Raw genomic sequence first — 15,087 nt, forward strand, 5'->3', positions numbered from 1 at the left:
CGGGCAGCGATCGCGACGCGCGTCACGCAACGTCGCCTGCCGTGAAGAGCCCCCCCGGGCTCAGGGGAGCAGGCTGCAGTGTGACAGGGGCGTCCGGTAGTCCATCGCCTGGGTGTTGCGCTCGAACTCCTCCAGGTTGTTCGGACAGACAACGTACCAGCCAGCATCGGTAAAAGGGGTCACTTGCCGGTCGGTGGTGACCAGATCGTACGCCAGCATCACGGTGTCGTAGCCCCAGCCGAACAGCTTCTGGCCGAGGAGCACGTCCACGTATCCGTCGCGCATGCGCCCCAGATACTCCGGCAGCGTATCGAACGCCACCGAGTGAATCTTCCTCTCCTTCGCCTTCGCGGTGAGCAGCGGCGCGTTGTCCTCGAGGCTCGGCTCGCCGAGGAGCTTGCTGTAGGAGAGGAAGAAGCCCGTGATCTCCGGGGCCTCCTCCAGCGCCTTCTCCGCCTGCTGCGTGCAGAAAGGGTCCTCGTAGTCGCAGCAGACGCAGGGGAGGGTCGCGGCGTTCGTCATGTCCGGGTACTTCGCCAGCGCCTCCTCGAACCCGGCGGTCCGGTCGACGAAGGTCCCCGCGGCGGTGGGGGTGTAGCCTCCGTCGGCGTTCTCGTCCATCATCGTCTGGAAGGCGATCTTGCCGGTCTTCCCGTTGAGGGTCGCGAGCGCATCCATGAGGAAGGCGGCGGCTGCCTTGTTGTCCATGCCGTAGTAGGTGTGGCGCTTGCTGGCCGGGGCGTCGCCGCCGTACGTGACGACCTTGATGCCGGCGTCCACCGCCTGGTTGATGAGGTCGTTCTCGCAGACCCCATCGAAGACATCGATGGAGATCGCGTCCACCTTCCTGTTGATGACCTCCTGCAGCACCGCCATCTGCGGCCGGGAAAAGTAGCAGGAGTCCCCGGGATCGGTCGGCTTGCCGTCCGCGTTGAGCTCCGGGCACTCGGGATCGATGACCGTCACCTCGACCGGCCGCGCGCTCGTGGCCATGAGCTCCGTGCTCGCCTGTCTGGCGCCCTCGCGGCCGAGATCGTGGAACCGATTGCACTTGTTGTGTGTGATGTAGGCGATGGTTATCGGCTCTCCCGTCGCGCTCTCGCCCTCGCTGCAGGCAAGCACGCTGGTCGCCAAGAGAATACCCCCAGAGAAGCTCCGATAGCGCATAGTCCCCCTCCACGATCAGAATACGAGAGAGCAGTCAAGATTCGATATTACGACTAGATGAGATGAAATTGGCTGTCAACGCCTTTTGTGCTGTCCTGGTGCTGGCGCCGACGTCGCCAGCTCGCCGGTCGAGGGGAGAAGATGTGTTATCGAGGCACCCTGTTCGTGGACCTCGACGCTCGGTCGCCGTCACCATCTGTCCCGCCGGCGCCGCCCTCACCGCCTGTCCCGCCTGCGCCGCCTGTCCCGCCGGCGCCGCCTGTCCCGCCGGCGCTGGCCTCACCGCCTGTCCCGCCGGCGCCGCCGTCTCCGCCGGCGCCGCCACGGCCGTCATCTCCGCCGGCGCCGCCCCCATCCGCGCCGCCGCCCCCCCCGGCGCCGCCGGTCGAGGTGGTCCCGCTCGCCTGGGCGGAGCTCGAGGAGACGCCCGTGTCGATGCAGTTCGGGGTGTGGTACTCGACGCAGCCCACCTCGACGGGGTGGCCGACCTCGATGCAGCCCCATGCCATGACGCCTGTGGCCGCCGACAAGCTGACGAGGAGCGAGGGAAGGAGCGTCGTTGTCTTCACGGCAAAGCTCCCAGGGGTGCGCGCGAAGCCGTCGCGCGGGAGGAGGGGCCGGCCGCCGCGGCCGGGTTCTGCCCCGGCGCGGCGCTGCTGTCGTCGAGGTGAAGCTCGATCCCGGCGAAGAGCGTGAGCCGGTTGGTGAGCGCGAAATCCGCGCTGGGCCCGCGCTCCACGAGATAGCGCGGCTGCCCCTGGTTCGGCCCGACGACGTAGGGCTCGTAGGGCGAGAACGCATACTGCCCGCCGAGCGTGTACCCGGCGCCCTTCACCCAGGGCAGCGCGCCCGTCAGCGCCGCGCGGAGCTCGAGCTGCGGCGGCACCTCCGGGCGAGGCGCGATGTTCGACGGATCGCCGCCATAATAGGCCTGATCGGCGATCCGACGGCCCATGTATGCGGCCGCCAGCGACACGGCGCCGGAGCCGATCTCGTACGAGACGTGCGCATTGCCGTACACCTGCGGCGCGACGGTGATGGGGACCTCGTCGCCGGCGCCGAACCGCGCATTCCGGGCGATCTGCTGGTCCGACATGCGGCGCCGCGTCACGGCGAACGTGGAGTTCAGGCCGACGCGCAGCCGCCGCTCGAGGAAGCTCGCCTCGAATCCCAGGTTCGTGCCGTAGTTCCGGATGCCCGGTACGTTGTTGTAGCTCGACACGCTGGGCGCCTTGGCCTTCACGATCTGGAGCTCGATGACATCCCGCCAGGTCGAGGCGAAGCCGCCGGCCGTGATGGAGTACGCGCCGGTCCGGAACGACGACACCGCCTCCAGCGACGAGACCTTCTCCGGCTTGAGGCCGTCCGGGTTCGGCAGGAGCCTGCCGCTCACGGTGTAGAGCTCGACGAAGCTGGGCGCGCGGAACGCGCTCGAGTAGATGAGCTTGAGCGAGATGCGCTCGTCCGGCTCGGCGATCAGCGCGGCGCGCGGCGAGATCGCGTTCGCCACGTACTCGAGCGGGATACGCGAGTCGAGATCGACCCGGATCCCCGCGTTGAGCGAGATGGACCGGAAGGGGCGGAGCGTCTGCTGCACGTAAGCCCCGAGCGCGCCCTCGTCCTCGAGGCGGTTTCCGCCGCCGTGCCAGCGCGTGCGCGCGGGGTCGGAGCCATAGCTCTTCCCCGTGAGATCGTCGAACGCGACGGCCTCGTACGCGGCCGTGCGGAGGCGCCCGTCGACGCCCGCCATGGTCGAGAAGGCGCCGTCGCCCGCCCAGTCGACCACCGCCTGGAGCTCCAGCCCGACCCAGCGGGAGAGGAGCAGCGACTCCTTCCGGCAGGGCCCGGACGGCCCGCGCGGGCACTGCTCGGGATCGATCACGCCGAGCGGCACGTGCGGCACGAGCGCGTCGTGGCCCACGACGTAGCGCGAGCGCAGGAGCCGGCTGTACCCGAAGTACCCGCGCGCCACGCCCTCGATCCGCTCGCTCAGGCGGGCGCGGTAGCGCACGCTGCCCAGGACGAGCGACTGCGTGTTGTCGTTGTGCGCGTCGTCATAGACGCCCACGCGGTTCTCGTAGAGATCCATGAAGGGCGCCGCCCACACCGAGCGCGTCACCTGCGCGGCGGCGCTCAGATCGCCGACGTCGAGGCGCAGGTACGCGCCCGTCTTGCGGCGAAACCACTGCTCCTCCACCGGTCCGCCCCAGGCGCCGGGCTCGGCGTGCGAGCCGAGATCCACGGAGGGCGCGCCGTCGGGCCCGTCCGGGATCCGCTGCTTCGGAAAGCGGATGTGCGGCCCCTTGAAGTGGTGCATGTCGAGCGCCGCCACGATGCCCGCGGGCTGCCCGAGCAGCGTGAAGCCGCGCCCGAAGCTCAGCGCCACCGTGTTCTCTCCCCCGGGGCTCTCGACGGCCGGGGCCCTGATGCTCCCCGACTCGTCGAGCGGCGGCGACGCCCCGAGCATCAGCGAGGCGTGGAGGCCCTGGTGGTCGGTCGCCTTCTTCGTGACGACGTTGATGACCCCGAGCATGGCCTGCGCGCCGTAGAGCACGGAGCCAGGGCCCAGGATGACCTCGATGTGGTCGACGACCTCGATCGGGATGTCGTGCAAGAAGACGGAGCCGCCGCCCTGCTCGTTCATGACCATGCCGTCGAGCACGAGCAGCACGTGGCTGTTCGCGTCCCGGGTCAGCGCGACCCCGCGCGCGCCGACCTCCGGGGTGGACATGCGGTAGTGCGCGAAGACGCCGCTGGCGAGGAAGTTGAGCGCCTCGGCGAGGCGCTGGATCCCGAAGAGCTTGAGCTGCGCGCCGGTGATCACCGACGACATGGCGGGCGCGTCGCTCGCGCGCTCCGCGGAGCGGGAGGCGCCGGACACGACGTTCTCCTCGAGGATCTCGAGGAGGGAGCTGACGTCCTCGGCCCGCGCTTCGCGCGAGGCGGTGGTCGACCACGCGAGCGACGCGGCGCAGAGCAGTGCCAGACGGGTCGAGCTCACGTCAGTAAATCCTTGCCAGTTTGAGGATGGACGCCGGGAAATCGATGCGCTGGGCCCGGGCCTGCGCGAGGTTGATGCTCATGCGCGGCTTGCCGTTCGCGACGTCGACGCCGAGCACGGCGCCCTGCGCGACGTAGGGCTCGACGGCCGCGAAGCTCAGGACGCCGGTGTCGGCGAGCGCGCCGCGTATCGCGGCGACGTCCTTCGCGAGCCCGGACGAGATGTACACGACGTGGACGTCGCGCGCGCGGCACGCCGCGGCGAGCTCGGGCGCGCTCGAGTACTCGATGCCGTCCACGCGGATCGGCCTGTCCCGCACCTTGCCGATGTCCTGCAGCGCCCTCCTCATCTGGTGCGCGGCGCTCGCCGAGTCCGCGTCGCCCGCCCTCGTGAGCAGCAGGAAGGAGACCTGCGCCTTCACCCGCTCCGCGAAGCCCCGGTCGTACGGCAGGATGCGCGTGACGATCTCCGCCTGCACGGCGAAGGGCGCCGTCGCTGGCTCGGCCAGGGCGTGGCACGGCACGAGGGCGGCCGCGACGAAGAGGCCGAGCACGAAGGCGCGCCGGCAGAGCGTCACGTCCTGCGTTCCCTGGCGCGGGACAGGCCGGAGAGCTTGCGTATGCGGAGCGCCGCTTGCACCTGCGGGGTGAGGGCGAGGAGATCGCCCTTCCTGCCGAAGACGCCGTCGAAGCCGAGCTCCGCGTACCGGGCCCCGGCCTTCGCGTCGGTGGTGTAGAGATAGAAGAGCGGCGGCCGCTCGCCCTCGGGAATCGCCGCCTTGAGCGAGCGCAGGACGGCGCCGCCGTCGAGGCCCGGCATGAAGAAGTCGATGATGACCAGATCGCAGCCGAGCAGGTGGCGCGCGGCGCCGACGAGCTGCGTCGTCGTGACGACGTCGTAGCCGGCGCTCGACAGCTCGACGCGGATCCGCATCAGCACGATCTCGCTGTCGTCGATGACCAGGATGCGTCCGCCGTGTGACATCGGTTCAATCTCCGTTGCTGAGAGGAACAGCCTGGCTGCCGGGCCGGATCACGAACGCCGTCCCGGTCCGGCGCGACGCGTCCACCTCGATGAGCCAGCCGACCGAGAGGAGGTCGGCGCGGACCGCCGAGAGGCCGACGCCGCGGCCGGCCAGGTCGCTCACGTCGCCCTTCGTGCTCACCCCGGGGGCGAACAGGAGCTCGCGCGCGCGGCGCAGATCCGTCGGATCGACGCCGGCGCTCGCGGCGAGGGCGTCGAGGTCGACGCCCCGGCCGTCGTCCTCGACGACGATCGTGGGCAGCGGCCGATCCTCGATGCAGACGGCGCGGATCACGCCGAGCTCGGGCTTGCCCAACCGGACGCGCGCCTCGGGGGGCTCGATGCCGTGGGCGATCGCGTTCCGCACGAGGTGGATGAGCACGCCCGGGAGCAGGCCGGCGAGATCGGCGGGGACGGGGACCTCGCGGCCGTCGATCTCGAGGAGGGCGCGCTTGCCCTCCTTCTCGGCCCAGCGGGGGACGCGCTCGACGAGCGGCGCGAGCACCTCGCCGAACGGCCGGGCCGTGAGGCGGCGGACGATCTCGGCGGCCTCGCCCCCCCGCCCGCCGAGGAGCTCGCCGAGCCGGCTCACGTCGGTGCGGCGGACCGTGATCTGGTCGAGGATCACGCGGCCCACGGGCGACGCGTCGACGAACGTCTCCTGCGCGCGCGCGAGCTCCTCCGCCACGCGCTCGAGCCGCGCGCGAAACGACGCCACGTACCCGCCTTCGGAGGGCTCGTCCTCCGAGCGCGCGCGCGCCTGGACCGAGGCGAGCTCGTCCTCGAGCGTCATGATCTCGTCCGCGAGGCGCTCGAGGTCGAACGAGCGGGCCTCACCCTTCATGGTGTGCAGCTGCTGCAGGAGCTCGTCGAGGTCCGCGGGGTGGAGCCGCCCGCCGGCCTCGAGGAGCTCGCTGCACCGGGCCACGCGCTCGCGCGAGATCTCGACGAAGCGGACGAAGACCTGGCCGCCGCCGGCGACGAGGCGGCGCATGGCCGCGATCTGGCGCGCGTGCTCCTCGTCCTTGGTCTTGACGCTCTCCTCGAGGCGCCGGAGCTCTGTCTCGTCGGTCGCGAGCAGCATGATGCGCGCGATCTTCTGGCCGGAGACGACGGGGCAGAACTCGAGCCGCAGAAATCTGCGGTCGCCCGGCGCGCGCTCGAACCAGAGCGAGCGCGGGGCGAGCTCGGCGACCTCCGGGAAGAGGTCGAGCTCCGCGTCGAACGCCACGTCGACCCATTGCCGGAGCGCCTGGCTCTCGACGCAGAGCGGCCCGCCGCCGTAGAGGAGCTCCGTAACGTGGCGGCCTGCCTCGGCGCGCTCGCCGAAGAGCTGACTGGCCTGCTTCGATGCCTCGCTGCCCAGCCGGCCGTCGGGGCCGAAGGCCACGATGGCCTCGCGCATGTTGTCGAAGAGCTCGCGGAGGCTCTTCGTGGCCATCTCCAGCTTGCCCTCGCGCTCGAGGATGGCGGAGCTCATCGCGTTGAAGACATCGGCGAGCTGGCCGAGCTCGTCGTTCGTGCGGACGTCCACGCGGACGGTGCGGTCCCCCTCGCCGAGGCGCCGCGCCGCGTCGACGAGCCGCGAGAGCGGGCGCACGATCTGCCACCGGGCGAACCCGAGGAGCAGGAAGGCGGTCATCGCGCCGACGAGCCCCGCGTATTCGAGGATATTGCGGCGCGCCGCGGCGAACGCGGCGTTCTCGGGAGCGAGGGAGAAGACGAGGACGAGCGTCCCGAGGCGCCGCCCGTCGTCGCGCACGACCGGGCGGGCGACGCGTATCTCGTGCTCGAGGACCTGGTTCTCGGCGCCGCGCGTGGTGAACGCCGACAGGCCCTCTGGGAGCTTTCCGACCCTGGCGACGGGCTCGGCGGCGTCGCTGCCCCACGCGACGGCGCCGATCAGCGCGCGGTTCGACCGGAGCTGTCCGAGGTCGCCCTGCGCCGTGTCGTGATCGCCGAAATCGAGCGGTGCGGTCAGGGTCCCCGAGAGCAGATCCGCCATCATCGAGGCGGCGTTCGCCTTCGCCGACACGAGATCATCCCGTGTCTTCTGGATCACGTGATTGGCGACCAGCACGGTGACACTGGTGAGGACTGCCACCGTCGCCGCAGCGAGCTTGGCGCCGATACCGAGGGGAAAGCCGGCGCGCCCGGCGCGCTGTCGGTCGGGCGTCGAAGGCGGGGAGACGGCGCCGGCGCCCAGCATCAGGGGCTCGGCGCGGCAGCTCGCACCCGATGCAAGGAACGGTCGAATCCAAGAGCGTACGTCATCCGCGCCCCCACGAAGAAAGAGGCACGGCCGGACGCCGTCGGAAGCTCCCCGGGGGAGCGCGGACAGGTGCGCGGCGATGCCCTTCAGTCCGAGACGGTACGCAGCTCATTTCAAGTTTGCAACAGGATTCTATTGCCTGCGCTGGCTGTCGATGTAGGCGCAGTGCGCCTGTTTGTCGACCCGTTGCCCACGGGCGCGCGCTGGCCGATGCCTTCTCTGGCTCTGCTGTCGATTCCTCATGAGCCCACGGACGATCTCGGACGCCGTGGCGCTCGGGCCGCGGCGCCGCTACTGGTTCGCGTCGATCGAGCCGAGGAAGTCGTTGTAGGCGTCAATCTTGTCCGCCGGGACCACATCGACGCCGGTGTTGACCCGGCTGTCGTCGACCAGCTGCGGGGCGAGGATCTTCTTTGTCGCGTCGAGGCCGATGTTCTTGATGCCGTAGAGGATGTAGGGCACGAGATAGCCCTGGTAGTACTGCCGCTGGATGTGCGTGGCCTTGACGCGCCCCTGGCGCATGTAGTCGACCGTCCTCGGATCGAAGTCGAAGGTGACGATGGGGAGCTCCGGCGCGCCCGCGGCTTCTGCGGCCATCGCGCATCGATACGAGATGTTGAACAGGCCGATCATCCCCACGACGGGCGGGTCCGCCGTCCCGATCTGGGTTGTCATCCATTCGACGTCCTCGGTCTCGCCGTCGGAGGTCCAGGTGGATTGACCCACCAGGACCACGTAGCCGGCTCTCGCGAGCACCTCCTGGGCACCCTGCGTTCGCTCCAGGCCGCTGCTCCCGTCCGCGTTGGTGCTGCCGTGGATGATCACCGTCCCCGGGGGCGGGGGCAGCATCATGAGCAGGGTCTTCCCTGCGGTGGCTCCGGCAGACCGGTTGAGGGTCCCGACGTAGATAGAGCGCTTCGAGGTCGCCACGTCGGTGTCGAGCGTCACGACGTGGGCCCCCTGCATGACGGCCTCGTCGATGGCGGCGGTCTGGAGGTCGTTGAAGGGCGCGAGGCCGAGCCCTTCCGCTCCGTCCTCCACCATCTGCTCGATCTGCTGGTCCTGGAGCACCTCCGATTCAGGCCCATCCTCCCACGGCGCGACGGGCCCGATCACGCTCCCCGAGACCCCGAGCTCCGCCATGGCTCGGTTCGCCGCCGTGACGACCGGCTTCCAGAAGCCGTTGGCGTTCTTCAGCACGACCGCCATCTGCATCGGCCGGATCGCGCTCGCGTTGATCTCGGAGACGAGGCGGTCGGCCGTCGCCTCGAGCTCCACGGGCGTGAATTCGTTGTCCGGAGCCGGAGCTCGCCGGATGGGCGTGACCTGCCCGCCCGCGTCGAGGGGCTGGCCCGACCCGCATGCCGCCGTCGTCAGCGCCAGCCCGAGGACCATCGTACTCCATCGTCCAATCCGCCCCATGAGATTCTCCTCGTCCTTGGCTCGTCGATCGTGCGCCGCACCCGTGCGTGAACGTCACGCTCGCCGCGAGATCATGGCCCGGCGCGGCAGGGGACGGGAACGGGGGCGAAATCAATGAAGGATGAACGGGCCACCTGCCGATTCGACAGAGGCAATGCAAATCGGCACGGAGCCCAAGGCACCTGCAGACACTACGATGACATCGCAGAGAGGACGGATCTGTCAAGAGGCATGGAGACAATGAACAACGAGCGCTGAAGTGAAACGTAGAGAAGTGTGTAACCAAGGCAGCGGCGGTCCCCAGGGGCCGCACAGGCGTCCTGCGCCTCGTGCCGGGCGCTCCCTCAGCCCGCCCTCTCCGCCTGCAGGGCTGGCAGCCACATGCGCACCGTCGTGCCTTGGCCGATCGCGCTCTCGATACGGATGCTGCCCTGGTGCTCCTCGATGAACCGGTGCGTCAGCGACAGCCCGAGTCCGGTCCCTTGTCCGGGCGGCTTCGTCGTGAAGAACGGCTCGAAGATGCGGCTCAGGTCCTCGGCGCGGATGCCGCAGCCGGTGTCGCGCACGTCGATCTCCACGCCGTGGATTTCCCCGCGCGGGAGCGGGCGAGCCCCGACGACGACGGCGCCGCCTTGACGGCTGGCGTCGAGGGCGTTGCCGATCACGTTGAGCAGGGCCGACTCGAGCTGCGATGTGTTGACGAGCACCGCGGGCAGCGCCGGCGCGGTGCTGTTCGCCTGGAGCTCTACTCTGCGCTCGCGCGCCCGCGGCGTGGAGAGGTCGACCGCGCGGCGGAGCGCCTCGCGCACGTCGCACGGTTGCCGGCCGATCGGCTTGCCGCGCGCGTACTCGAGCAGCGCCGTCACGAGGTCCGAGCAGCGGTTCGCCTGCCGCTCGATGGTGCCGAGCGCCTTCAGGATCGCAGCCTCGTCGGGCAGGCCATGCCCCTTCCGGTGGCGCCTGAGCAGGAGCTGCGCGTTCATCAGGATGACCGAGACGGGGTTGTTCATCTCGTGCGACAGCCCCGCGACAAGCGTGCCTATCGCCGCCATCTTGCCCGCCTGGAGGAGCTCCTCCTGCGTCTCCGCGAGCCGCTCGAGCGCGGCCGCGAGCTCGCGGTTCTTCGCGGCGAGCTCCAGATAGGCGCGGTGCAGCCGCTCGGCCGCGCGCACCCGCGCCCTGAGCTCCAGCGGGTCGAACGGCTTGCTCATGTACTCGTCGGCGCCGACCTCGAGCCCGCCCACGGCCTCCGCGCGGCTCGCCCTCGCCGTGAGCAGGAGGACCGGGATGTCGCGGAGCTCGGGATCCCCCTTGAGCCGCCGGACGAGCTCGAAGCCATCCATCTCGGGCATCATCACGTCCGACACGATGACATCGGGCCTCGTCGCCCGGATCGACTCGAGCGCTTCCCGGCCGTTCGTCGCCAGCACGACCTCGTGCTCGGCCGACAGGATGCCCTCCAGGTAAGACGCCATGTCGGGGTTGTCCTCCGCGACGAGCACGCGCGACGCGCGCGCCTTCGCGAGGCCGCCTCCGCGGGTCGCCCCCGCGACCCGCGGCGTGGGCGCGGCGAGGTCCGAGCTGCGCGGCGCGGGCGCGGCGGGATCGTTGGCGGTGCGGGGCGCGGGCGCGGCGAGGTCGTCCGCGGCGCGGGGCGTCCCCGCCGGGCTCGGTGGCTCCGCCGCGCGAGGCGCCCCCGCCGGGCTCGGCGGCTTCGCCGCGCGAGGCGCCCGCGACGCCATCACGCCGTCCGCCGCGCGCGGGAGCCGCACGAAGAAGCGGGAGCCGACCCCGGGCTCGCTCTCCAGGCCGAGCGTGCCCCCCATGAGCTCGGTGAGCTCCTTGGCCAGCGACAGGCCGATCCCCGTCCCCTCGTGCTTGCGCGTCGCCGACGCGTCGATCTGCTGGAACCGCTGAAAGAGCAGGTGTCTCTGGTCCAGCGGGATGCCAGGACCGGTGTCCTCGACCGACAGCTCGAACTCGCCGTTCGCCGCCCGCAGGCCGACCTCGACCCTGCCGCCCGGCGGGGTGAACTTCAGCGCATTGCCCAGCAGGTTGAGCGCGATCTTCTCGAACTTGCGCCGATCGAGGGGGAGCGTCTGCAGCGCCGGATCCACCCCGAGCGACAGCTGCACTCCGCCGCGCTCCGCCGCGGGGCGCGCCTCGTCCACCATGTCCGCGACGAGCTCTTTCACGTCGACCGCCTCCCAGTCGACCTGCATCTTGCCGGCCTCGATCTTCTGGTAATCGAGGACATCGTCGACAAGCCGGCGGAGCCGCCGCCCGCTGCGCTGGATGCGCTCCAGATCCGTCCGCACCCGCGGCGACAGCGGCTCGTCCTGGCTGGACAGGAGCGACTCGAGCGGACCGAGGATGAGCGAGAGCGGCGTCCGGAGCTCGTGGCTCATCACCGTGAGGAACTCCCCCTTGGCGCAGGCGGCGGCGTCGGCGGCCTCCTTGGCCTTCTGGAGCTCTGTCTCCATCCGCTTGCGCTCGGTGATGTCCGCGTAGATCCCGAGGAGCCCGGTCACCGCGCCGCGCTCGTCGCGGATGGGCACCTTGCTTGTGAGCAGGACCCGCCGCTCGCCGTCCGGGCGGCGCAGCGGCTCCTCGATATCGAGGAACGCCGTGCCGCGCTCCATGACCTCCCGGTCGACGCGCACGAAGGAATCCGCGTCATGCTGTCCCCAGACATCGAAATCAGTCTTGCCGACGAGGTTCTCCAGGACCTTCGTGTTCGTGTCGTTGAGGAAGTTCTGATTTCCTCCAAGAAACCTGCCCTCACGATCTTTCCAGAAGATGGCGTGGGGGACGTTGGCGATGACGTACTTGAGCACCGCCTGCTGCTGCTCGAGGGTCTCCCGCGCGGCGCTGCCGGCAGCGCCGTTCCGCGCCTCGTCCACCTCGCCCGGCAGCGCCGCCCTGGACGTCTGTGCCTGTCCGGCGCGAGCTCGACTGGCCTGGAGGAGCTTGCTGACCCTGGCAGAGAGGCGGTAGCGACGTCGCATCGTTCTATTGTCGCGGGAGCATAGGACGAGCGCGAGCGACCTCAAAGCTTGACCGCACAGGAACCGAGCCGCTGAGCACGAGCGGCTGGGGGATATTGAGCGAGCGCGCGGGCTCTGCCGAGCCGTCCTCCCTCATGTGCCCTGGATGAATCCTTCCGTCGCTCTCGTCGAGCCCCGGCGGAAGCGCGCCGGCTGCGGCCGTGTCGAAGATACCCGTCATGGCCAGCGGTGCCGGCGAGAGCGCGTGTCCTCTACCGTCCACCCGCCTCGAGTCGGCGCAGGTTCACGCGGCGGCTCCGCCGTGGTAGAGGAGCGCCCGCAGATGTCAGGTCGAGTTGCGCTCATCACCGGGGCGGCGTCGGGCATCGGCGCGGCGACCGCACGCAGGCTGTCGCAAACCGTGGGTGGCCTGGTCCTGATCGATCGGAACCGCGACGCGCTGCACGCGCTCGCGGCTGAGCTCCGCGGGCCGGAGCTCTTGCTGCGCGACGGCGACGTGGGGAGCGAGGCCCCGTGGGCCGAGATCGAGGAGGCCGTCGAGCGTGGCTTCGGGCGGCTCGACCATGTCGTGGCGAACGCCGGCATCGCCCACGGGGCGCCGATCGCGGAGACGTCCTTCGACGACTGGCGGCGCGTCCTCTCCGTCAACCTCGATGGAGTCTTTCTGACGCTCCGGACGGGCCTTCGCCTCCTCAGGAAGACGGGCGAGGGCGGGACGGTCGTCGTCGTGTCCTCGGCCGCGGCCGTCAAGGCCGAGCCGGGCATCGCCGCTTACGGGGCCTCCAAGGCGGGCGCGGCGCAGCTGGTCCGCGTCGCGGCGAAGGAGGGCGCGCGCGACAGGATCCGCGTGAACGGCGTCCTGCCCGGCGGCGTCGAGACGCCGATCTGGACCCAGACACCGTTCTTCCAGGAGCTCGTCACGACGGCCGGGAGCGAGCGCGCCGCGTTCGATCAGATGGCGGCGATGGCCACGCCCCTCGGCCGCTTCGCGAGCGCCGACGAGATCGCCGGGCTCATCGCGTTCCTGCTCTCCGACGCCTCGGCCACCATGACGGGCGCGCTCGTCGTCAGCGACGGCGGCTACTCGCTTTAGAGCGGCGGGCACCCGCTTCGGATACGGGCCCACCTCGACGCTTTCGGTGCTCAGCGTACTGGAGTACGCTTCCGCGCCGAAAGCGCCGATCTGGGCCCGTCTCCTGTGCGGGTGACCGCCGCTCTAGCTGGTCAGTCTTGGGCTTGCGTCGTCCGACGCTCGTCGACGGGGGAAGGAGAGAGGGGTCGAGTCTCGGATCCACCGGGGCGCGGAAAAAGCAAGAGCCTTCGCCCCTCTCCGGCACAGGGCTCGTTCAGCCGCCCGCGGGAGCGGAGGCGCGGCGCGTCACGAGGGCGCGGGCCGCGTAAGCGCGGAGGGAAAGCGCTTTCATGATCCGAGCCCGGGGATCCCGCGATCGGGCCGTGCCGCGCTCCGTGACCGAACCATTACCGCGGGGCGGAGACGACGGATGTTACAGAGGGGCTGCTTGTCATTGGGAGGCAGCTCAGCATGATTAAGGAACCGCAGGCCCTCCGCAGCGCCGGCCTCCAGCCGATCGGTATCTGGCGCAGCGGACCGTGGCTCCCCGCGTTCACGTCGACCGATCTGAGGGAGGCCGTCTGCTGCGTGCGCGAGCCGGTGCACGTGGTGCGCGAGATGCCGGAGGGGCGCGTCGGCGTGTCGCGCGGCGGCGCCGTCATCGGCGAAGATCAGGTCAACGGGGTCCCCACGTTTCCGCTCCTCGGCACGCTCCCGGCGCTCTACCCGGAGTGGCTCGGGGACCGCTCCTTTCTGGAGGTCCACCGCCTGCGCTTCCCCTACGTGGCCGGCGCGATGGCGAACGGTATCCACACCACCCGGCTCACGATCGCGATGGCCAGGGCAGGGATGATGGGGTTCTTCGGCGCCGCCGGCCTCGGGCTGCACCGGATCGAACAGGCCGTCGATGAGATCATCGCTGCGCTCGGGACGGAAGGTCCCACCTGGGGGTGCAACCTCATCCATGCTCCGAACCAGCCGCAGCTGGAGAGCGACACGGTGGAGCTCTACCTGAGAAAGGGAGTCCGCCGGGCCGAGGCGGCGGCCTACATGGGCCTGAACCCGATGGTCGTGCGCTTCGCCTACAGCGGCATAAGGCGCCTGCCCGACGGCCGGATCGACCGGCAGAACCACCTGTTCGCGAAGATCTCGCGCCCGGAGGTCGCCGCGCGCTTCCTGTCGCCCGCGCCGGCCGAGATCCTCGATACGTGTGTTCGGAACGGATGGCTCACCCGGGAGGAGGCGGAGCTCGCGCGCAGCCTCCCGGTCGCCGAGGACATCACCGTGGAGGCCGACTCGGGGGGTCACACCGACAACCGGCCCCTTGTCGCGCTGTTCCCGGTGATCCTTGGCGTCCGCGACGAGCTCGCGGCGAAGCACGGGTATCAGCGCCCGATCCGCGTCGGCGCGGCCGGCGGCCTCTCCACGCCGTCCACGATCGCCGCCGCGTTCGCGCTCGGGGCCGCGTACGTGCTCACGGGCTCGGTCAACCAGGCATGCATCGAGTCGGGCCTGTCCGACGAGGGCAAGAAGATGCTCGCCCAGGCCGACCTCCCGGATGTGGTCATGACGCCGGCCGCCGACATGTTCGAGCTCGGCGTGCAGGTCCAGGTGCTCAAGCGCGGCACGATGTTCGGGGTCCGCGCGCAGCGGCTCTACGAGCTGTACGTCGCCCACGACTCCATCGCGTCGCTGCCTGCCGACGTGCGCGCGCGCATCGAGCGAGAGCAGTTCCAGATGTCGTGCGACGAGGTGTGGGCGGGCTGCGAGCGGTTCTTCGCGGAGCGCGACCCGGCCGAGCTCGAGCGCGCCGCCCGCGAGCCGAAGCACAAGATGGCGCTGATCTTCCGCTGGTATCTCGGCATGTCCAGCAAGTGGGCGATCGCCGGGGACCCGAAGCGCCGCGCCGATTTCCAGATCTGGTGTGGCCCGGCCATGGGCGCCTTCAACCGCTGGGTCAAGGGGTCGTTCCTCGAGGACCCAGAGCGCCGCACCGTGGTCCAGGTCGCGCGCAACCTGCTCGAGGGCGCGGCCGTCGTCACGCGCGCACAGCAGCTCCGGACATACGGCGTCCCCGTGCCGAGCGCCGCCTTCTATTTCACTCCTCGCCCGCTCGACTGAG

The 15,087-nt window shown here is 70.5% G+C and carries 10 protein-coding genes; 2 read left to right on the forward strand and 8 right to left on the reverse strand.

Annotated elements, in window-relative coordinates; translation table 11 throughout:
- Positions 1 to 60: 60 nt before the first annotated feature.
- From WME75_RS04930 to WME75_RS04965, 8 genes are all read right to left on the reverse strand, one after another.
- Positions 61 to 1,134, reverse strand: a complete 1,074-nt coding sequence (locus tag WME75_RS04930; protein WP_437486935.1) for a substrate-binding domain-containing protein — start codon at positions 1,132 to 1,134, stop codon at positions 61 to 63.
- A gap of 179 nt (positions 1,135 to 1,313) precedes the next feature.
- On the reverse strand, positions 1,314 to 1,736 hold the full coding sequence (locus WME75_RS04935) for a hypothetical protein (RefSeq protein ID WP_437486937.1): 423 nt from the start codon (positions 1,734 to 1,736) through the stop codon (positions 1,314 to 1,316).
- On the reverse strand, positions 1,733 to 4,168 hold the full coding sequence (locus WME75_RS04940) for a TonB-dependent receptor plug domain-containing protein (protein ID WP_437486939.1): 2,436 nt from the start codon (positions 4,166 to 4,168) through the stop codon (positions 1,733 to 1,735). Before WME75_RS04940 ends, WME75_RS04935 begins: the two co-directional genes overlap by 4 nt.
- A gap of 1 nt (position 4,169) precedes the next feature.
- On the reverse strand, positions 4,170 to 4,745 hold the full coding sequence (locus WME75_RS04945; RefSeq protein WP_437486940.1) for a YfiR family protein: 576 nt from the start codon (positions 4,743 to 4,745) through the stop codon (positions 4,170 to 4,172).
- Complete coding sequence (locus WME75_RS04950; protein WP_437486942.1) at positions 4,742 to 5,152, reverse strand: response regulator; 411 nt, start codon at positions 5,150 to 5,152, stop codon at positions 4,742 to 4,744. The genes WME75_RS04945 and WME75_RS04950 overlap by 4 nt, the downstream gene beginning before the upstream one ends.
- A 4-nt stretch (positions 5,153 to 5,156) precedes the next feature.
- Positions 5,157 to 7,295 (reverse strand): HAMP domain-containing protein, encoded by a 2,139-nt coding sequence (locus tag WME75_RS04955; RefSeq protein WP_437486944.1) that lies wholly within the window; start codon positions 7,293 to 7,295, stop codon positions 5,157 to 5,159.
- Between the two features lie 459 nt (positions 7,296 to 7,754).
- Positions 7,755 to 8,885, reverse strand: coding sequence for a substrate-binding domain-containing protein (locus WME75_RS04960; protein ID WP_437486946.1), 1,131 nt, complete (start codon positions 8,883 to 8,885; stop codon positions 7,755 to 7,757).
- 344 nt (positions 8,886 to 9,229) lie between these two features.
- Positions 9,230 to 11,893: an ATP-binding protein gene (locus tag WME75_RS04965; RefSeq protein ID WP_437486948.1), complete on the reverse strand. Its 2,664-nt coding sequence runs from the start codon at positions 11,891 to 11,893 to the stop codon at positions 9,230 to 9,232.
- A gap of 322 nt (positions 11,894 to 12,215) precedes the next feature.
- Between WME75_RS04965 and WME75_RS04970 the strand changes: the two genes are divergently transcribed.
- Together WME75_RS04970 and WME75_RS04975 are read left to right on the forward strand one after the other, a co-directional pair.
- Complete coding sequence (locus WME75_RS04970; protein ID WP_437486950.1) at positions 12,216 to 12,986, forward strand: SDR family NAD(P)-dependent oxidoreductase; 771 nt, start codon at positions 12,216 to 12,218, stop codon at positions 12,984 to 12,986.
- Between the two features lie 450 nt (positions 12,987 to 13,436).
- Positions 13,437 to 15,086: a PfaD family polyunsaturated fatty acid/polyketide biosynthesis protein gene (locus WME75_RS04975; protein ID WP_437486952.1), complete on the forward strand. Its 1,650-nt coding sequence runs from the start codon at positions 13,437 to 13,439 to the stop codon at positions 15,084 to 15,086.
- The last annotated feature ends 1 nt before the right edge of the window (position 15,087 follow it).

It is taken from the genome of Sorangium sp. So ce1014 (genome assembly GCF_051521505.1).
Taxonomy (GTDB): domain Bacteria; phylum Myxococcota_A; class Polyangia; order Polyangiales; family Polyangiaceae; genus Sorangium.

Excerpts from the sequence above, each read along its gene's own strand:
- WME75_RS04950 (WP_437486942.1), bottom strand. The coding sequence starts at position 5,152 with ATGTCACACGGCGGACGCATCCTGGTCATCGACGACAGCGAGATCGTG.
- WME75_RS04975 (WP_437486952.1), top strand. The coding sequence starts at position 13,437 with ATGATTAAGGAACCGCAGGCCCTCCGCAGCGCCGGCCTCCAGCCGATC.
- WME75_RS04960 (WP_437486946.1), bottom strand. The coding sequence starts at position 8,885 with ATGGGGCGGATTGGACGATGGAGTACGATGGTCCTCGGGCTGGCGCTG.
- WME75_RS04965 (WP_437486948.1), bottom strand. The coding sequence starts at position 11,893 with ATGCGACGTCGCTACCGCCTCTCTGCCAGGGTCAGCAAGCTCCTCCAG.
- WME75_RS04970 (WP_437486950.1), top strand. The coding sequence starts at position 12,216 with ATGTCAGGTCGAGTTGCGCTCATCACCGGGGCGGCGTCGGGCATCGGC.